The organism is Brevundimonas sp. KM4, assembly GCF_000964075.1.
Taxonomy (GTDB): domain Bacteria; phylum Pseudomonadota; class Alphaproteobacteria; order Caulobacterales; family Caulobacteraceae; genus Brevundimonas; species Brevundimonas huaxiensis.
Genome location: NZ_JZRG01000020.1, coordinates 1 through 18,392, shown reverse-complemented (window position 1 = coordinate 18,392; position 18,392 = coordinate 1). Strand labels below are relative to the sequence as shown.

Here is an 18,392-nt window from a genome sequence, read left to right as displayed (position 1 = left end):
GCCACGATCAGCGTGCGTATCGGCCGGCGATCTGGCCGGTCGGTAGCGTCTGGCGCTTTGCGGGAAGCACGGAGCCGCGCGGATCGGACGTCGAGGTCACGGCGCCGCGCTCGGCCCAGGTCTCCAGATCGTCGACCGAATAGACGACGCGCCCGCCGAGTTTGTGATAGGCCGGACCTGTGCCGTAGGTGCGGTGTTTTTCGAGAGTGCGCGCAGACAGGCTGAGAAATTCAGCTGCTTCCTTGGTCCGCAGGTAGCGTGGCGGGAGCGCGGCGGTGTCGGGTCGCATTGGGCGGGCCTCCGTGGGGTTGCTGGGGGCCGCTGGCGATCAGCGGCTGACAGCGATCACGGTGGCGGAGAACCGTCGGCGGGGTGGATGGGGGACTTGGGCTGGCTAAATTGCCCACCCCTATTGTTGGCGCAGGCTAGGTGCGCCGACGATGCCGAAGCAGGTGCAGATAGCCGCCACCGATGAGGGCCAATCCGGCTTCGGCGAAGGCGATCACGGCATCCCGCAGCGGCGAGGTCTTCCAAGGATCGGTATCGATGCGCGCCGCGCCATAGATTGCGATGGCGATGTCGCGATAGGTCGCGCCATTCATGCGGCCGTCGGCGGCACGAAGTTTGAGGCGAAAGCGGCGGCGCTGCTCGGCGGTCATGCGCGTGTCGCGCAATGGTGGACGCTGGAGCCAGGCGCGCGCGAGGCGTGTCAGCGCATCAATGCGATCGAGGATGTCGTCATCGATGGGGACGACCGCCGCTAGCTGGTCGTGTGCGGATATGCCGGGTAGGAAGAGTAGCTGGAGGTCGTGCTCGGGAAGACCGGCATAGGCTCCTTCAGGGCCATCACGGCCCGCAGCGAACCTGTCGGCGAGGCTGTTTGAGCTGGACGGCAGAAAGTTCGGCCGTGCTGTCAGAAAGAGGACGGCGGGATCGCTCTGCGGCGACCACACCACCTGTTGCTGTAGGGCAGAACGACCTGGCCTTGCGGGGAAATCGCAACCCCCAGCGCTGCTGCCTGTCGTCAGGCAGCGGCTCAGTCTCGGCGCCAGCATCGACCAGTCTGGCGTAATCGTCCTGATAAGGGCGGTATCTGCGAAGGCACTCCCAGGCGAGACCTTCGATCGGAAGTGTATCGAAGAAATCGTAGCTGCGGTCGTCTCGCCAGTTCGATGTATCGGGCCTCATTGCATCAACTCTCCCGCGTGGTGCGCGTAAGTCGAGCGTGTGATTTTTCGGGGCACGACGAGGGTGTTGGAAGTCCGGAGGAGGGCATTGCGTGATGTCGAAAGGGCATCACGCAGGTTCGCAAGCCTCTCAGCGGTGAGTCTGTCGCAGGAGATGCCGATAGCCGGTGTGTGTCATCCAGCGGGCGCGTTCGAGATGGCTGTCATGGATGCGTCGGCAGCGTTCGGGTTCACGGGCGGGATCAAGGTCGAACAGCACCCGCACGGCTTCCTCCCAATGCGCGCCGTCAGCGGCCGCATCCAGCAAGCGCATGTATAGTTTGGCGTGCGACTTGTCGTAATCGGTGAGATCTTGCCCCGATGGCGCGAGGTCCTGGAATGGTGCGGTCATGGTGCAGACTCGGCGAATATGCGGTGCCTGTCTATTATCCATGTGTGATCCGAAATGGAGGCAGTGCGAATGATGAGGAACCTGGATGCCCACAGGTCAGCGTAAGCCTGTAGATCGGTTCGGCTTGTTTCCGCGATCATCGACCAGCAGCACTCCTTGCCCTCGGTCGGTCGACAGGAAGACGATGCCGGCAGCTTCCAAGGCCCTGCGTGCCTGATCGCGCGTCGTCTCGTACACATCGAGCCCGCTTTCGGATTCGAGGCGCTTGAGCGCGGTCAGCGATAGGCGGGCCTTGTCAGCGAGCGTCTCCTGTGTCCAACCCAGCAACGCGCGTGCGGCCCGTGATTGTCGGGCGGTGATCATGCATGATCACCTCCCATCGCAACCGGCGCGCGCTCCAGAACTACGGCTATTTTAGTCGTATTGGCCCGTTTCTGCCAGCTCAAAGAGGTTGCCGAAGGGCCGTGTTGCGCGGTCGCCGATTTGCTGATTCGGGCAATCGAGGCGTCGTCGTCAGTGAAGCGAAGGTTCTGCGGGCTGGCTTTTGCAGTAAAGCTGGAGAGCGCGCCTTCGGTGTGACCCGACTATTTGGGGCACTCATCTGCGATCGGGTGCGATTTGAGCAGGAAGGCGGCCCCGACCTTTCGGCCGGGGCCTCGTGAAGCCGCCTCAGTCTGCGCGGCGGCCGTTGGGGCGGGACCAGATCAGCGAGTAACCTTCGCCGTCTTCGTCATCGAAGAGGTTGGCGTAGATCGGAGCGTTGAAGCTCGGATCGTCGAGCTTGAGGCCCAGATAGTCGCGGCCCTCGTTGGAGCGCTTGGACCAGGCGGCGCCGATCTCGGCGCGGCCGACCAGGACCCGGTGGCTGGGGGCGTTCTCGCCGCTGGCGCGCAGGTCGGGGACGATGCGCACGCCCTTGGCCTGGACGCTGAGGGTGACGATTTCGCCGCCGAATTCGTTCGAGCCGGTCTTCTTGAAGGTGCCGATGGTCGCCATTGTAAGTCTCCGTTTTCCGTTTCGAGCCCGCACCATTGCGGCCTCGATGGCGATCGACCGGACGGAGGCGAGCGACGACACATCGCTTGCGACCGCAGCAAAGCGGAGGATGGCGCAGGCGCGACTTTGTTGTTTCGCGAGGAATGACGGCGCAGCCGGCAGGGGAAGAAAGTCGGGGCCAGCCGTTGTGGCTTAGGCGCTCGAGGCAAAGCCGTCCTTCGGCCAGATCAGGCCATTGAAGAGGCCGTTTTGGCGCGGGTGCTGGACGGATCGACGGTGGAGACGGCGGCGACCTTCGCATTGGCCCGGGAAGTCCGATTGGCGATCACAGGCGTAGACCTCTCTCAAACAGGCCTGCGCTGCGTATTTCGCCATTCCGCCAGCTCTGACGAAACGCCTCGACGCTGAGGGGCTGCCGGCCACGATGTCGTTGCCGCCCCGACGCGCTCCATCGTTCCGTGACAGGTGGGCGTAGCCGATGCTTCGCGATGCCGCTTCCCCATCGGGCGACCAGATGGCGTGGAGGGCAAAGGTATGTGCCGTTGGATCCCGCCGCGATGGGCGCTGCGGGTTTAGGCGTGGGACACATGCCCGGCAGATGGGTCGGAGGCCGCCATTCCAGTGATCCGCACGAAGGCGACGATGCCGACCGCGATAGCTCCGATGACGGAGAACACGGTCTGCCATATCTCCGATGGCATGGTGTGTTTCACGATGCCATGGGTGGCATGGAATCCGGCGACGACGGCCGGGGCGACGAAGGCTGCGGCGATGAGCAGGCGTGCCCAGGTCGGACGGACGGTGGCGAGCAGGAATTGGCCGATGCCGAAGGTCAGGCCGGCGGCGACAAAGCCGACGACAATCGCGCCGAGCCAGCCTGCGCCGGTGCCATAGGTCCATGTGCCGGCAGTCACGCCCGCGAAGAACGGAAGAGCGAACACCGCAAGCGTGAAGAGGAGCCAGCAGAGGAAACCGATGGCGGCGATGCTGAGGAGAATGCCGATGAAGATCATGGTGGTGTCTTTCGTCAAATGTCAGACGGACGCGCCTCCACCACCACCACGGCGCACATGCGAGATTAGCAGAATTCGAGCCGCGGGGGGAGCAGAAGCGTGAAGCGCCCGCCGACTGCGCGACCCGGTTCGCCTCATGAGGCGAAGGGGTCGATTTCGCCGACGATGGCGTTTTCATCGCCATCATATTCCGACGCCGGGGTGACGGAGAGCGTGCCGTCTCCGGCGCGATAGATGACGATGGCCGCCATCAGGGTGGTAGCGAGGCTGAAGGCGAAGGCGTGAGCGGTTTGGAAGGACATCGACCTGGCTCCTGTTTGAGCGGAGGTCCATCCCCCGCTGACAGGCGCCCGAAGAGTTCGGCCGGTGGCCGCAATCACCGTGCAGGCGAAGCCGGAGCGGCGGCACGCCATGCGTAGTCCGACCCTTTACGGGTTGATGGCGTCAGGCCATCGGCTGAACCCAAGGATCAGCGTCTTGAAGCGGGGGTGGTTGTCCGATCAGGAGACCGGGTTGTCTGCATGCCGCGAGGGCTGTTGCTGCCGGCTCGGCTGGCGTCACTTGCGCTGCCGGTGGCCGGATGTCAGCGCCCGGCCTTCCAGGGATCGATGACCGTGACATTCGCAGCCTCGAATGCGCTGTTGTCGCGCGTGGCGACGGTAAAGCCCTTGGCGGCTGCGATCGCCGCGATATAGCCGTCGGGAGTAGGGAAGCCTTTCCCGGCCGTTCGGGCTTTGACGGCGAGATCCGCATAGCGGCGCGCAGCATCGACATCGAACGGGAGGACGCGGTCTGCGAACAGTTCCATCGCCCCATCCAGGGCTTCGGTGAGACGCTCCTTGCGCTTGCCCTCGGGGAGCGCGCCGATGCCGAACATCATCTCGGCGATGGTGACGCTGGAGAGAAAGAGCGTTTCCGCTGCCTGTTCGTCGAGCCATGCGCGCACGGCCTCGTCGGGAGTGGGCTTCATCGCCTCCGATACGACATTGGTGTCGAGGAGGATCATTCGAAGCTCATCGGCTTGGCGGGCGCCTTGTCACGAGCCTGGTCGAGGGCCTCGACATCCTCATTGGTCAAGCCGAGGCGGCGGCTGCGTTCCGCGAGCGCCGTGCCGAGCCGGAGGCGCGTATCGGGGCGGACAGCCATTTCGAGGATGTCGCGCATTTCCGCTTCGGCGCTGCGGCCGTGCTGCGCCGCCCGCACCTTGAGGGCGCGATGCGTCGCGTCGGACAGATTCCTGATCGTAACTGCGGGCATGATAGCGCCTCCTGCAAGTTTGATAGCGTTGATATCATCATATAAGAATTGCTATCAGTTTTCAAGGCAGCCGGTCCCGGCGGCGCTTACGCGCCGCTCGAGCCGAACCGATAGACCGGGATACCCATCTTGCGGGCCTTGTCGGCCAAGTTGTCCTGAATGCCCGTGCCGGGGAAGATCACGACCCCGATCGGCACGATGCCGAGCATCTGGTCATTGCGTTTGAACGGTGCGGCCTTGGCGTGCTTCGTCCAGTCCGGCTTGAAGGCGACCTGCGGCACCTTGCGGCTGTCGGCCCAGCGGGAAGCGATCTTTTCGGCGCCTTTCGGCGAGCCGCCATGCAGCAGCACCATGTCGGGGTGCTTGGTATGGATCTGATCGAGCTTGGCCCAGATCTGCTTGTGATCGGCGGTGTCGCCGCCCGAGAAGGCGATCTTCGGGCCGGCGGGTACGAGTACCTCGGTATCTGCGCGCCTCCTGGCGGCGAGGAAATCCCGGCTGTCGATCAGCGACGCGGTGAGGTTGCGATGGTTGACCCGTGATCCGGTGCGTTGCGACCAGGGTGAGCCGGTGGCGACGAGGTAGCGTCCAGCGGCGGCTTCGCGGAAGGTTTCCATGCCGTCGCGGCGGTCGATCAGGTTCATGCCGATGTCGATGAGGCGCTCGAGCTGGAGGGACTTCACCTCGGAGCCATCCTGTTCGCGCTGAAGCTGCCTTTGCGCCTGCTCGTTGTCGTCGAGCTTCTGTTCGATGCGGTCCACGGCACGGTGGAACATATTGACGGTCGACCAGAGGAGATCGGGGAGATCGAAGTCGAGGCTGGTGTCGGTGATCGTGGCGACCAGGGCGTCGAAGATGTCGGCGACGGCGCCTTCGATGATGCGGTCTTCCGGTGGCGGGCGCTGGTCCAACTCGTCTTCGGAGGGGCGATAGCCGTGGAGCTGCAAGCCCTGGATCAGATGGTCGGTTGGGGATGACTCGTGGTGTGGTTCGTAGTCGTCGTGCTCGCTCATGGGATGCTCCGTCGGCAAGGACCGCGACCGTCGCGGCCTTCATGGCGACGAAGCCGTCGGGCGGGACGGACCTGCACCCGGAGCGAAGCGTAGGGCCGAAGCGCCAGCGGAGGATGGCGAAGGCCGGCGATTTTGTTTCGCGATGGAAAGGCGCGGGTTCGGGGTCCCCGCGCGGCCTGCCGCGTGGGGTGGACATGCGCCGCCGGAAAATCGTCGGCCGCAGCCATTGCCTTGTCCGGCCCGGCTGATGGCCGATCGCCCTCTCGAAGGCCGAGGCGCGGTCCTTTTGCCGTCACTGGCGCATCGTTGCGGGCGTGGCGGCTGTACGCCGCTCCCCAATCCTTTCCGGCTAAGCGGCCAGGTCCATGAAGCGTGCGACGTCCTCTGGAGCGAGCTGCACTCGAACGCCTGCCCGAAGCGCATCGATACCGAGCCGCCGGAGATCCTCGTTGAAGTCCACGAATGCCGGCGACAATGGGATGGCCTCGATTCCCTCGGCGTTCGCCCGTTCGATCAGTATGTCCCGCGCGCCGTCACCGGCCGGATCGTCGTCTCGGACGATATAGAGCCGCCGCAAAGTCGTCGGGAACAGGATGGCGGCCAGATGTGCTGCCGAAAGCGCCGGCGCCATCGCCATTTCGGGCAAGACCTGCCGGAGCGACAGCATGGTCTCGATACCTTCGCCTGCCGCCATCACGCTGCCGGGCGCACCGATGCGAACGGCATTGCCGAGGAGATCGCCCATCGCCTTGCGCGGTGTGTCGATGGGGGCTTTGTCGGAGCCGTCAGGCGCAAGCCAGGTGCGGTGCGCGCCGGTGATCTTGCCAGCGAGGTCGGTGACGGCGGCGATCATAGCGGGCCAGGTCTCGGTCGGGCCATCGTCGGGCTTGTAGTAGCAGCGGGGGTGGAAGCGCAGGTTTCCGGTTCCGTGCAAAAGCGTAATGCCGCGTCTGCGCAGATAGGTCTGCACAATGGTCCCGGTGATTGGTTGCGTCATGGCGATGAGACGGCGTGCGGCCTCGGGCGACCCCGATGGCGCTGGCGCCAGTCCGCGGCGTGATGCCGGCTCGGGTTCGGGATGCGGCAGGCTGAGGAAGGTGCGCGCCTCTTGAGCAACGTCTGTGAAGTCGATGAGGCCGAGCGATTCCCGGATGATGTCGAGAAGGTCGCCATGTTCGCCGGTGGCGGCGTCGGTCCATTTGCCCGCTGGTCCCTTCGGGGTGTCACGCAGGCGCACGAACATGGAGCGGCCTGCGGCATTACGAGCATCGCCAACCTGCCAGTAATTGCCCTGCCGGTGGCCGTTGGAGAGATAGTGGCGGCAGACCGCCTCGGCCTGTCGGCCGAGACTGTGGGCCAGTTCAGAAGCGTCTCGCTGAGCCATCACGCTGCCTCGCGCTCGCTGATCCGCTCGACCGGATAGGTGTCGAGCAGCTTGCCGAGGATGGCGGGACCGGAGGTGTCGACCGGCACGAAGAAGCGAAGCTTCCACGAGATGATCTCGCTGAAGAGGCCGTAGGCGCGCAGGCGATCCCGCATGGCCTCGGTGAAGCCGGACAGTTCGATCCGGTTCGCGCCCATGACGCGCGCGCGGCGAAGCTGGAGCCCGCTGGCCAGGTCGAGGATGGTGTGGCCATCCACCAGAGCGGCGTAGGCATCATCGCTGCTGAGATCGGCCGTTCCCGTCGAGGCGGCATTCATGGCCCAGGCGGACGAAACCCGTCTTCCGATGATGCGTTCGCCATCATCGGTCTGAAGCCGATAGACGCGCGTCGACTCGTTCGGCAGGCGCTTCCACACGGGCAGGAGCAAGCCGCTGACCATGTGGATCGTGCCATCGGTGAAGGCGGGCACCTCGTCAACTTCACGCTGCCAGACCGCTGCAAAGCTGCCGCGATCGGCTTCCTGCCAATGGCTGTCTTCCATCGTGGCGAGGGTTGCGTGGTGCTGTTCCATCGGCCGGATCAGGCGGACACGGCGCTCGATCTCGCCGTCGTCGAGCATGATGGACGGCGCCGGCACCTGGACGGCAGCGCGTCCCGACCGCGCGTTGATGAGCAGCCGGGCATGCGGATCGTCGAGGCAGTCGAGCGCCGTATCGAGCGTGGTTGGTTGGTTTCGGCGGCGCTCGGTGATGGTGAGCAGCCGCGTCTGCGCGCCTGTTGCCGGATGGGTGTAGATGGTCGTGCGCTCAGTGACGACGAAACTCTCCGCCGTCAGCGTTTCCAGCCCGACATCATAGACGCCGCTGGTGATGGCTCCGGCCACCTTGGCGTCGAGCAATTGCTCGAAGGCGGTGAAGAGGATGCCCTGAAGCTCGATGGTCAGCGCCAGCAGGCGGTTGAGGAACGTGGTGATCGGCGGCAACTCGTCCTTGATACCGCTATCGTCCGTCAGTTTCAGGCCGGTCGCGGACTCGAAGCGACCCGGCGAGCAACCCTCGACCTTGCCGCGTACGATCAGGAGATAGAGCTGCCGCAGCGCATCGCGGGCGTAGCTGGATTCCAGATTGTCCTCGGGCCGGAACAGGCCCTGGCCGCCGGTCTGGCGCTGACCGCGCGTGATCGCGCCCAGCGTATCGAGCCGGCGTGCGATCGTGGACAGGAAGCGTTTCTCGGCTTTGACGTTCGTGGCGATCGGGCGGAACAGCGGCGGCTGAGCCTGATTGGTGCGGTTGGTGCGACCCAGACCCTGGATGGCGGCGTCGGCCTTCCATCCGGGTTCGAGCAGATAATGTACGCGCAGCCGCCGGTTCTTTGCTGACAGTTCTGCGTGATAGCTGCGGCCGGTGCCGCCGGCGTCGCTAAACACGAGAATGCGCTTCAGGTCGTCCATGAACGCAGCCGTCTCGGCAAGGTTGGCGGATGGCGCGCGGTTTTCGACGGCGAAGCGTTCTCCTTTGCGGACGATGCGCCGGGAGCGGCCCGTCACCTCGGAGACCATATCGGTGCCGAAGCGCTGGACGATCTGGTCGAGCGCGCCCGGAACGGGAGGCAGGGAGGCGAGCCGTTCGATCAGCTCGTCACGGCGCGCGACAGCTTCGCGGCTCTCGACGGGCTGGCCGTCGCGATAGACCGGGCGCGAGGACAGATTGCCCTCGCCATCCGTGAACGGCTCGTAGAGCTGGACCGGAAAGGAATGGGCCAGATAGTCCAGAACATATTCGCGCGGCGTGATGTCGACGCGAATATCGTTCCATTCCTCGGTCGGGACTTCTGCCAGCCGGCGCTCCATCAGCGCTTCGCCGGTCGATACGATCTGGACGACAGCGGCGTGGCCATCCTCAAGATCGCGCTTGATGGAGCGGATCAGCGTCGGGGTCTTCATCGACGTGAGCAGATGGCCGAAGAAGCGCTGCTTGGCGCTTTCGAAGGCCGAGCGCGCGGCGGATTTGGCCTGGCGGTTCAGTGTGGCTCCCCCGCTATCTGGGCTGCCGGTGATGTTGGCCGCCTGCATCGCGGCGTCGAGATGATTGTGGATGACGGTGAAGGCGCTGGCGTAGGCATCGTAGATACGCCGCTGCTCGTCGCTCAGGGCGTGCTCGATCAGCTCATATTCGACGCCATCGTAGGAGAGCGAGCGGGCGGTATAGAGGCCCAGCGCACGCAGATCGCGGGCGAGCACTTCCATGGCCGCGACACCGCCGTCCTCGATCGCCTCGACAAATTCGGCGCGGGTGGCGAAGGGGAAATCCTCACCGCCCCACAGGCCGAGCCGCTGGGCATAGGCGAGATTGTGGACGGTGGTCGCGCCGGTAGCCGACACATAGACGACGCGCGCGTTGGCTAGGGCATGCTGGAGCCGAAGGCCCGCGCGTCCCTGCTGCGAGGCGGCAACGTCGCCGCGTTCTCCCTTGCTACCTGCGGCATTGGCCATGGCGTGGCTCTCGTCGAAAATGATCACTCCATCGAAATCGGAGCCCAACCATTCGACGATCTGCCGGACGCGGGAAACCTTCTCACCACGGTCGTCGGACCGTAGCGTGGCATAGGTTGCAAACAGGACGCCTTCCGACAGCGTGATCGGCCGCCCTTGCGGGAAGCGCGACAGCGGCGTGACCAGCAAACGCTCCATGCCGAGCGCGGACCAATCGCGCTGCGCATCCTCGATCAGCTTGTCGGATTTGGAGATCCAGACCGCCTTGCGGCGACCGCGCAGCCAGTTGTCGAGGATGATGCCGGCCGATTGACGGCCTTTGCCTGCCCCGGTGCCGTCGCCGAGCATGAAGCCGCGCCGGAAGCGCACGGCGTTTTCGGCATCGGGCTTGGCTGCCTGCACGAGATCGTAGGTCGCATCGACGGTCCAGGAGCCGGCGAGAAAGTCCGAATGGGCTTCGCCGGCATAGATGACGGTTTCGAGCTGGGCGTCCGACAGGAGATCGGTGATGTTCGCGGGCAGCATCGGCCGATAGGCGGGCTTGGGCGGTGCAACGCTCGCCATGGCCGCCGACTGCACGAGCTTGGTGGGGTGCGCCTGAGAACTGGCAATACGGATCGACTGCAATCCGTATTCTTCATAGATCGCGTCCGTGAGGTGGGCGCCTTCCGGCGGCGTCCAGTCCATCGTGTCGTAGGCGAGTTCAACGCCTTCAGGGTCGATGGACGGCGGTGCAGCCGGACGCGCGGTGGTGGCGCACGCGAGATAACCGCGCACGGTGCGGGGCGCCGAGCCCGATACGGGCGGCGCGATGTCGGGCAGTGCGACCGGCAGGCGCGGTGGAATCTGCGCTTCGATCCATGCGAGCAGCGTGGCGACGTCGGGCGCGAGACCCGATGACGCCGGAAACACGGCTGGGTCTTCGGTCGGCAGCTTGTCGATGACGGTGAGCCGTGTCTCGATGGTCGTGCCATGCCTGGCATAGACCGAGCCGTGGATCGCCGCGGTGAAGACGACGCGACCACGCTCCTGAAGCCGGACGAAGGTGTCGCGCCAGGCCGGTTGCTCGGGGCCGAAGTTCGCGCCGGTGATCGTCACCAGGCGCCCGCCATCGGCAAGCCGCGCCAGGGCCGAAGCAACATGACGCGCTGCGGCGTCGGCGACCCGACCGGAGACGTGCGCCATCACCGAGAAGGGCGGGTTCATCACGATGACGGAAGGGACGGCGCTCGCCGGAAGGTGGTCGTCGATCTGGGCGGCGTCACACCGCGTGACGGCAAGGGCTGGAAAGAGCTGGCCAAGTAGATCGGCGCGGGTTTCCGCCAGTTCGTTGAGAAGCAGCGAGCCGCCGCTGATCTCGGCGAGGATGGCGAGAAGACCCGTGCCTGCCGACGGCTCCAGCACAATGTCGTGCGGTGTGATCGCGGCGGCCGCGATAGCGGCGAGGCCGAGCGGGACCGGCGTCGAGAATTGCTGAAACGCCTGGGCTTCCTCCGAGCGACGGGTGTGCGTTGGCAGAAGGCCGGTGATTTTCGAGAGGGCGGCAAGCCGTGCAGCCGGAGTGCCGGCTTTACGGAAAAGCGCGCGTCCGTATTTGCGCAGGAAGAGGACGGTCGCGCATTCACAGGCTTCGTAGGCCGTCTTCCAGTCCCAGGCGCCGCTCGTGTCGGAAGCCTCGAAGGCCGTTTGCATGGCGATGCGGAGATTGGCGTTGTCGATGCGCTGGCCGCGTTCGAGCAGGGTGAGAAGCTGATGGGCGGCGGCGATGATGGCGGACGCGCGGGCAACGGGTGCAGCCGGACCGGCTACGGGGGACATGATGTTCATGGATCGGAACCTCGGGAGAGCGGGAACGGCAGGCCCGGACGGCGCTCTCTCTCGACCGCACGGACTCAAACCCCTCCCGGCGGCCCTCTCACTCTCGAACACGTCGTTGCCGACATGAAAAAAGCGCCTCGACCGAGCGGCAGAGGCGCTTTGAGGGGTCAGGCCCAGTGTCCGTCGGTGATCTCGCGGGCGACGAGCCTGCGCGCCTTGCGGATCAGGTCATCGCCGCTGATGTCGATGTGCCCGAAGAACCGGGCGCGCGCGCCGTTCGCGGTCCAATCGGCATAGGCGCAATATTCGCGAGCCTCGGCCCGGAAGGCCCGCATGTCGCTGGCCCAATGGGGCTTGGGCTCCACGACGACGGCGATGCCGTCTCTGGTCTCCAGCCAGGGGAGAGACCGCTCGGCGGGCGGACGCTCGGAATCGGCGGCGAAGATGGCGTCGATGTCCATCATGACGCTTCTCCCGGTGTGCCCCGATGAATGAAGCCGCCAGGATCGCCGGGGTCGGGCGGCAGGTAGGCGTCATAGGGATTGCCGTCGGCGAGGTGGCCGAAGGGCGTGAAGACGAAATCACCATGATCCCGTCCCACCGCGCAGATGACGTAACGCGGAGCGCCGGTCACGGCATCGAGGCATTCCATGAGCGCAAGGTTGCCGTCACCGGCAGCGCGCAGCAGCGTCTGAAAATTGCTCTGGGCATGGGACGGAATGCTCATAGCGGGCCTCCCTCGTCGGAGAGGGTCTGGTCGAGCCAGCCATCGGTGTAGATCCAGTCCAGGGTCTCCCCGCTGGCGAGATCGAGGACATGCGCGCCACCCCCGAAGCCGTCGAGCCGGGGCTTCGAGCAGGTGTTGGCATATTGGAAACCCCAACGGCCGGTCAGACCGAACTCTGCGGCGCAGCGCTTCACGAACTGGATCAGGCGTTCGGGATCGCCAGTGACGTCGTCGTGCATCCAGAGCTGCGTGCCCCCATGCTCGGGCTGGATCGAGAGAAGGAAGCCCTCGGAAGGCGGTTCTTCCGATGCGCCGGCCTCCGAGAGGCGGTTGTAAAGGTCGAGCGCGCGGGCGGCGTTCTCGGGCGTGCCGACATCGAGCAGGCACGAGAAATGGGTGAAATAGTCGGCCATGACAGGCTCCTGAAACGAGAATGCCCGGCCCGCGCGGTACAGCCGCGCAGGCTGTCGACCGTGGGACCGGGCGCTGTGGAAGATCGGGGTGAGATGCGCGGGACGAACGGCGCCGCGCCGCGCGATCCGTGCTATTCGGCGGCGACGGCGTGCTGGACTTCATCCTCGTCGGTGTCTTCGTCCTCGCCGTCCTCGGTGAGGAAGTCCGGCAAGGTGGTATGTTCGCCGGTATCGGCGTGATCGTCGGGACCCGACTGATCGCCATCGATGGACGCGAGGCGCAGCGGTTCGGGCAGCCAGCCGCTGTCGGTCAGAAGGCGTTCGGCTTCCTTGGCCATGTCGCCCTTCTTCATGTGGTCGATGAGCTGCGCGGCCCGCTCGCCGGCGCCTTCGCGGACAGCCGCGAGAATGCGGGGCTTGGTCACGCGGCCGAGATAGTTGCCGACCGTGGGTTTCCAGCCTGCGGCCACCATGTCCATGCCCGTAGCCCGTGCGAGCCGGTCGGCCTGCGCCAGACGCACATCGAGGCCATGCTGGCTGACGCCCGAGCCGGAATAGGGGTTCGGACGCTCGAACAGCGCATTGACGCCGTAGCTGACGCAAAGCGCCAGCAGCTCCATGCGCGTGCCGTCATCGAGATCAGTCAGCCATGCCCAGAGCGCCTCATCGTCAGCGGGGATGTGATCCCCCCAGCGTTCGTGGCGATCGTTGACCGCTTGCGCCGATGGGCTGTCCTTCAATTCCTCGGACTGCGCCGAGAAGAAGATGTGGCGGACATTGGCCTCGAGGCAACCGGACGGGTTGGTGTGGATGAAGGTGTCGCTCAGAAGCTTGTGGAGCAACATGGTCATGGCGACGTGCGGATGTTCCGCCAGCGCGTTGCGCAGCGCCAGGGTGCGGTGGGCGGTCAGCTCGATCACGAGACGCTCGGGCAACGGCTTGATGCCGTCTTCCTCATCGTCCTCGGGCTCGGCGGGCTTGCCACCGATGGTGATGACCGCGCGTTGGACGGCCGGTGTATCGGGCTGGTCGCCCTCGGACGCCTCGCCATCGGGCTCGGCCTGGGGTTCATCCTCGGCGCGGACATAGCCGCGGTCGATCGACAGCGAGCCGTCGACGTCGAGGCTAACGAAGGCGCCGGCGATTGCGATGTCGGCTTGATCGTAGCTGACCGAACGGTTCTCGAAGGCCTCCAGGGCCTGCTCGATCTCGCCGAGACGTTGATCGATCGCGTCGGGCAGCTCGTCGGCCTCGGAATATTCCGCTTCGATCCGGTCATATTCCTCGCGCAGCGCTTCGCGGGTCGCACGCTCCTCGTCGGTCAGATCGACTGCAACGCCGGAGAGTTCACGCAGGCCGTGGTCGTGGCCATAGGGGAAGCTCACCGCGACCTCGATCCACTTCCAGCCTTCTTCGGCGATCTGATCGGCGGTGGCTTTCAGCTTCTCCGCCACCATACGGTCGAGCAGGACCGGGTCTTGCAGCCAACCGCCGTCGTCGGACTGGAACAGATCGCGCAGTACGATGCCGCCTGCGGCCTCGTAGGCATCGACACCGACGAAAATGGCCCGCTTGTCCGAGGCGCGAACCGCAGTCTCGGTCAGCATCCGCCGGATCTGATAGGGCTCCTTCTGCCAGCTATCCTTGATCGCGTCCCAGACCTGCTCCTGACGGGCATGGTCGGGGCTGACGGTGAAGGCCATGAGCTGTTCGAGCGTCATGCCGTCATCGGCATAGATTTCGAGCAGGGTCGGCGAGACGGAGGTGAGGCGCAGGCGTTGCTTCACCACGGTGACGTTGACGAAGAAGGCAGCGGCGATGGCCTCCTCGGTCATGCCCTTGTCGCGCATGGCCTGAAAGGCGCGGAACTGGTCGAGCGGATGGAGTGGTGCGCGTTCCATATTCTCGACCAGCGACACTTCGTCGACGAGGATGTCGCTGTGGGCGTCGCCGATGACGCAAGGCACCGTCGCCGTCTTGGCCAAACGCTTCTGCTTCACGAGCAGTTCGAGTGCGCGATAGCGGCGGCCGCCGGCCGGCACTTCGAACATTCCGGTCTCCGCGCCATCGGCGTCGAGGACGGGACGGACATGGAGGCTCTGGATGAGGCCGCGCCGGGCGATGGACTCGGCCATTTCCTCGATCGAGACGCCGGCCTTGACGCGGCGGACGTTGGACTGGCTCAGCACCAGCTTGTTGAAGGGGATGTCGCGCGCCGACGACAGGGTGATCTTCTGGATGGCACTCGCCATGTTCGTTACTCCGCGACGGGCGGTCGGGAGACTCTCTCTCGACCTCCAACCCGTCACGAAGCGAAGCGCCGCCCTCTCACTCTAAGAAGGGCAGCACCGCAGAAGCGGAAAGGCGTGAAGCCGGAGACCCGCTTTCCCGCCTTTCCGGTTTTCAGGTCGATTATGCCGCATGCCGTTCTTCGCCGGCCATGATGTCCTCCGGGCCGAGATCGGCGTTGCGCAGGAAGCCGAGCAGCCAATCGGCCGCCTTGCTGGCCTGAGAGGCGGCGCGGACGATGGCGCGATTGTCCTCGCGCAGCACCTCCAGCCAGGCGCCGATATAGTCGGCATGGCGGACGGTCGGCACGATGCCGAGGGACGCGCAGCAGAAAGCGGCGTTGATCTCGGCCACCAACTCCTCGAAGGCGTATTTCTTCGTGCCGAAGCCCCCGGTCAGGTCGCGACCGAGCCGGGAGGCATGGCCGCTGGCGTGCCCGAGTTCGTGCAGGGCCGTGCGGTGCCAGTTGATCGGCTCGAAATAGGCCTGCGGCGGCGGCACCTGCACATAGTCGTGCGCCGGTACATAGAAGGCGCGATCGCCGCCGATGCGGAAATCGATGCCCGTCGCTTCGATCAGAGCCTCGACACGCGGCTCGATGAGGCCAGGCGGCGGTGGTGGAGCGATGGCGGCGATGTTGTCCGGCAGGCCGTCGCATTGCGCGGCGTTGAAGACGGTGAAGCGCTTGAGGAACGGAATCGCGGCGGCGTCCTCGCCGGTCTCGCGGGCGCGGCGCTTCTCGTCCTCCGGCGTGAAGCGGTCGGCATAGACGACGGTCGTGCCGTGCTCGCCTCTGCGGACATTGCCGCCCAGCGACAGCGCCTGGCGGAAGGTGAGCCAACTCTGGTCGGGGAAGCCGTGCTGGATCACCGCCCCCCAGAGGATGAGCACATTGATGCCGGAATAGTGCCGTCCGGTCGCAGCGTTGCAGGGCATGGCGAGCGGCGCCTTGGCCGCGGACGATCCCCATGGCTGGACCCAGGGCGCGCGGCCCGCCTCAAGCTCGGCGATGATCTTGTCGGTGATGTCGTCATAGAGGCTCGCCCGGCCTGAGCCGGCACGGGCGCCGTGGTTTTTCCTGAACATCGCGGTTCTCCGCGACGGGCGCCGGAGACCTCTTCTCCAGCCCTCAACCCGTCACGGGAAAACCCGTCCGCACTCTTACTCTATGGGGGCGTTGCGGGGATCTCCCCGCAGGAGGGGTCGGGCGAGACCCAAGGCTCGACCGCAGGGGAAGGCTTTCCCCCTTGTCCCAGCTTTCCGTCCTGGATGTGTTTCCTTGAAAACTGTCAGAAAACTGCGTATGTTCCTGACAGGAGAAAGACGATGACACGGCTGACCGAACAGATACTGTCGCATATGACGGGTTTGCCCGAGGGCGCTTCTGTGTCCGCTAAGGGGCTGCTCCATCTCGGCAATCGCGCTGCGGTGGACCAGGCCTTGTCGCGTCTGGCCGAGCGCGAACAACTCATCCGGGCTGGGCGTGGTGTCTATCTCCGCCCCGTCGTCAGTCGATTCGGGACGCGCGCGCCGTCGGTGGAACAGGCTGTGGAGGCCCTTGCCAGCCAGCGTGGCGAGACCATCGTCTCGAACGGTGCGGCGGCCGCAAACGCCCTTGGCCTGACGACGCAGGTGCCGGTTCGTTCGGTCTATCTGACCTCCGGGCGCAGCCGGAAGATGAATCTCGGCAAGCAGGTCGTGGAATTGCGCCATGCCCCGCGCTGGCAATTGGCTCTGGCCAACCGGCCGGCGGGAGAGGCCGTCCGGGCCTTGGCCTGGCTCGGCCCGGAGAAAGCCGAAACTGCGCTCCGGACATTGAAGCGAAAGCTGCCGCCTGGCGCCTTTGGCGAATTGGTGGCGGCCGCGCCGCAGCTTCCGACATGGTTGGCGCAGAGTGTCGGGAAGGCGGCCTATGGCTGAAACCTTCCTGCTCCTCTCGGCTCAGGATCGCCGCGACGCCCTTGGTGTCGCGGCCGATCGTTCGGGGCGGCCCGCGCATCTGCTCGAAAAGGATGTCTGGGTGGTGTGGGCGTTGAGCACGCTCTACGCGGCGCCGCTTGGTGAGCATCTGGTGTTCAAGGGCGGCACATCGCTGTCGAAAGCCTATCAGGTCATCCATCGGTTTTCGGAGGATGTGGATCTGACCTACGACATTCGGGCCATCGCGCCCGACCTGGTCGGGGACAATGGCGGGGGCCTGCCGAAAACGCGAAGCGAGGAAAAGCGCTGGTCCAGCGAGGTTCGTCGCCGGTTACCGGAATGGGTTGGCGCTGTCGTGCAGCCGGTGATCTCCGACGCCCTGGCAACGGAAGGTTTGGCTGCGGCGATCCGCGTCGAAGGTGATCGGCTCTTTATAGACTACGAACCGACCGCCGTCGGATCGGGCTATGTCGCCCCCAGTGTCATGCTGGAGTTCGGCGCGCGGTCGACGGGCGAGCCGGCCAGTTTGCGCGATGTTGTCTGCGATGCCTCCGGCCTGATCGATGGCCTGATATTCCCGACAGCGCGTCCGCGCGTCATGCACGCCGAGCGGACGTTCTGGGAGAAGGCGACCGCGATCCATGTCTTCTGCCATCAGGAACGGCTGCGCGGGGACCGCTTCGCCCGGCATTGGCATGATGTCGCCCGGCTCGATGAAGTCGGGCTTGCGGACGCTGCCTTCGCGGATCGCGAGCTGGCGAACGCGGTCGCTCGCCATAAGTCGATGTTCTTTGCGGAGAAGGCCGCTGATCGCTCGTCGATCGACTATGCAATGGCCGTCAACGGCGGCTTGCAGCTTGTGCCGGTCGGCGATGGCGCGAAAGTGCTGAAGGACGACTATATCCGCATGGTCGAGGATGGGCTGCTCTTCGATGACGCAGAACCGTTCGAGACGCTCATGGCGCGATGCGCCGAGATGGCCGCGCGAGCCAACAACGCGGCCAGTTAAGAAACGACGATGAGGGGGCGTGTAGTGACGGTAATGGGTATGTCTGACATTCCGGCGAGCGTTGTAGTTCGGAGTGCAGCGAAATGATCGGAGATCACTCCGATAGCTTCAATTTCCTTCAGCGGTTCTGGCCAGATCTCCATGATCTCGGGAGAAAGGCGGAACAGGCTGCACCGCATGAGCCGGACCTCGTGGCCATCCGGCTGCGTGGGCTTACCGAGACGATGGTCGTCAAACTGTTTGGCCAACTGGGACTTCAGTATGACCCGGCGCATTCGCATTTCGACAGGTTGGTCCTGCTGGAGAATGCAGACCTGCTCGACGCCCGTCTCCTTTCCAAATTTCACGCTATCCGGAAGGTCGGCAACAATGCCGCACACAACGGGAAGGTTACGCCGGCACAAGCTGAAGCTCTTCTGGAAGATGCTTGGTCTCTTTCGTGCTGGTTCTGCCGCTTCATGATCCTCCCTCGGTTTGGTGGAC

Annotated in this window: 21 protein-coding genes; 3 read left to right on the top strand and 18 right to left on the bottom strand. The window is 65.2% G+C overall.

Features of this window, described 5'->3' with window-relative positions; translation table 11 throughout:
- Positions 1–7: 7 nt before the first annotated feature.
- From VH88_RS11505 to VH88_RS11430, 18 genes are all read right to left on the bottom strand, one after another.
- On the bottom strand, positions 8–289 hold the full coding sequence (locus VH88_RS11505; protein ID WP_012110094.1) for an AlpA family transcriptional regulator: 282 nt from the start codon (positions 287–289) through the stop codon (positions 8–10).
- A gap of 136 nt (positions 290–425) precedes the next feature.
- Positions 426–953: a DUF2285 domain-containing protein gene (locus VH88_RS11500; protein WP_231576662.1), complete on the bottom strand. Its 528-nt coding sequence runs from the start codon at positions 951–953 to the stop codon at positions 426–428.
- On the bottom strand, positions 847–1,188 hold the full coding sequence (locus tag VH88_RS16730; RefSeq protein ID WP_369796286.1) for a transcriptional regulator domain-containing protein: 342 nt from the start codon (positions 1,186–1,188) through the stop codon (positions 847–849). Before VH88_RS16730 ends, VH88_RS11500 begins: the two co-directional genes overlap by 107 nt.
- A gap of 129 nt (positions 1,189–1,317) precedes the next feature.
- On the bottom strand, positions 1,318–1,578 hold the full coding sequence (locus tag VH88_RS15720; protein ID WP_231576661.1) for a DNA -binding domain-containing protein: 261 nt from the start codon (positions 1,576–1,578) through the stop codon (positions 1,318–1,320).
- Between the two features lie 96 nt (positions 1,579–1,674).
- Positions 1,675–1,941, bottom strand: coding sequence for a helix-turn-helix transcriptional regulator (locus VH88_RS11490; protein WP_045811379.1), 267 nt, complete (start codon positions 1,939–1,941; stop codon positions 1,675–1,677).
- A 306-nt stretch (positions 1,942–2,247) separates the two neighbouring features.
- The gene (locus VH88_RS11485; RefSeq protein WP_041535876.1) at positions 2,248–2,574 is read right to left on the bottom strand and encodes a DUF736 domain-containing protein; all 327 of its coding nucleotides are present in this window, start codon (positions 2,572–2,574) and stop codon (positions 2,248–2,250) included.
- 572 nt (positions 2,575–3,146) lie between these two features.
- Positions 3,147–3,587: a hypothetical protein gene (locus VH88_RS11480; protein WP_045811378.1), complete on the bottom strand. Its 441-nt coding sequence runs from the start codon at positions 3,585–3,587 to the stop codon at positions 3,147–3,149.
- A 134-nt stretch (positions 3,588–3,721) separates the two neighbouring features.
- Positions 3,722–3,889: a hypothetical protein gene (locus VH88_RS16285; protein ID WP_012110101.1), complete on the bottom strand. Its 168-nt coding sequence runs from the start codon at positions 3,887–3,889 to the stop codon at positions 3,722–3,724.
- A gap of 281 nt (positions 3,890–4,170) precedes the next feature.
- Complete coding sequence (locus VH88_RS11475; protein ID WP_045811377.1) at positions 4,171–4,593, bottom strand: type II toxin-antitoxin system VapC family toxin; 423 nt, start codon at positions 4,591–4,593, stop codon at positions 4,171–4,173.
- The gene (locus VH88_RS11470; RefSeq protein ID WP_012110103.1) at positions 4,590–4,844 is read right to left on the bottom strand and encodes a plasmid stabilization protein; all 255 of its coding nucleotides are present in this window, start codon (positions 4,842–4,844) and stop codon (positions 4,590–4,592) included. Before VH88_RS11470 ends, VH88_RS11475 begins: the two co-directional genes overlap by 4 nt.
- An 86-nt stretch (positions 4,845–4,930) precedes the next feature.
- Positions 4,931–5,857 (bottom strand): DUF2493 domain-containing protein, encoded by a 927-nt coding sequence (locus tag VH88_RS11465; RefSeq protein ID WP_045811376.1) that lies wholly within the window; start codon positions 5,855–5,857, stop codon positions 4,931–4,933.
- Between the two features lie 349 nt (positions 5,858–6,206).
- Positions 6,207–7,241 carry a toprim domain-containing protein gene (locus tag VH88_RS11460; RefSeq protein WP_045811375.1) on the bottom strand — a complete coding sequence of 345 codons (1,035 nt, stop codon included), beginning with the start codon at positions 7,239–7,241 and terminating at the stop codon, positions 6,207–6,209.
- Positions 7,241–11,560, bottom strand: a complete 4,320-nt coding sequence (locus VH88_RS11455; protein WP_156146812.1) for a strawberry notch family protein — start codon at positions 11,558–11,560, stop codon at positions 7,241–7,243. The genes VH88_RS11460 and VH88_RS11455 overlap by 1 nt, the downstream gene beginning before the upstream one ends.
- A 158-nt stretch (positions 11,561–11,718) precedes the next feature.
- The gene (locus VH88_RS11450) at positions 11,719–12,015 is read right to left on the bottom strand and encodes a hypothetical protein (RefSeq protein WP_045811374.1); all 297 of its coding nucleotides are present in this window, start codon (positions 12,013–12,015) and stop codon (positions 11,719–11,721) included.
- A complete protein-coding gene (locus VH88_RS11445; RefSeq protein WP_045811373.1) occupies positions 12,012–12,278 on the bottom strand; it encodes a DUF6117 family protein in 267 nt (88 codons plus the stop codon). The genes VH88_RS11450 and VH88_RS11445 overlap by 4 nt, the downstream gene beginning before the upstream one ends.
- A complete protein-coding gene (locus tag VH88_RS11440) occupies positions 12,275–12,691 on the bottom strand; it encodes a hypothetical protein (protein WP_045811372.1) in 417 nt (138 codons plus the stop codon). The genes VH88_RS11445 and VH88_RS11440 overlap by 4 nt, the downstream gene beginning before the upstream one ends.
- A gap of 131 nt (positions 12,692–12,822) precedes the next feature.
- The gene (locus VH88_RS11435; protein WP_045811371.1) at positions 12,823–14,943 is read right to left on the bottom strand and encodes a ParB/RepB/Spo0J family partition protein; all 2,121 of its coding nucleotides are present in this window, start codon (positions 14,941–14,943) and stop codon (positions 12,823–12,825) included.
- 160 nt (positions 14,944–15,103) lie between these two features.
- Positions 15,104–16,066, bottom strand: a complete 963-nt coding sequence (locus VH88_RS11430) for an ArdC family protein (protein ID WP_045811370.1) — start codon at positions 16,064–16,066, stop codon at positions 15,104–15,106.
- 240 nt (positions 16,067–16,306) lie between these two features.
- Here VH88_RS11430 and VH88_RS11425 point away from each other — a divergent pair, with 240 nt between their 5' ends.
- The 3 genes from VH88_RS11425 to VH88_RS15710 all read left to right on the top strand — a co-directional run.
- Entirely contained in the window at positions 16,307–16,900 is a 594-nt protein-coding gene (locus tag VH88_RS11425) for a DUF6088 family protein (RefSeq protein WP_045811369.1), read from the top strand.
- Positions 16,893–17,909, top strand: a complete 1,017-nt coding sequence (locus VH88_RS11420) for a nucleotidyl transferase AbiEii/AbiGii toxin family protein (RefSeq protein WP_045811368.1) — start codon at positions 16,893–16,895, stop codon at positions 17,907–17,909. Before VH88_RS11425 ends, VH88_RS11420 begins: the two co-directional genes overlap by 8 nt.
- 83 nt (positions 17,910–17,992) lie before the next feature.
- Positions 17,993–18,392 (top strand): DUF4145 domain-containing protein (locus VH88_RS15710; protein WP_156146811.1); only part of this gene is annotated, 400 nt, incomplete at its 3' end.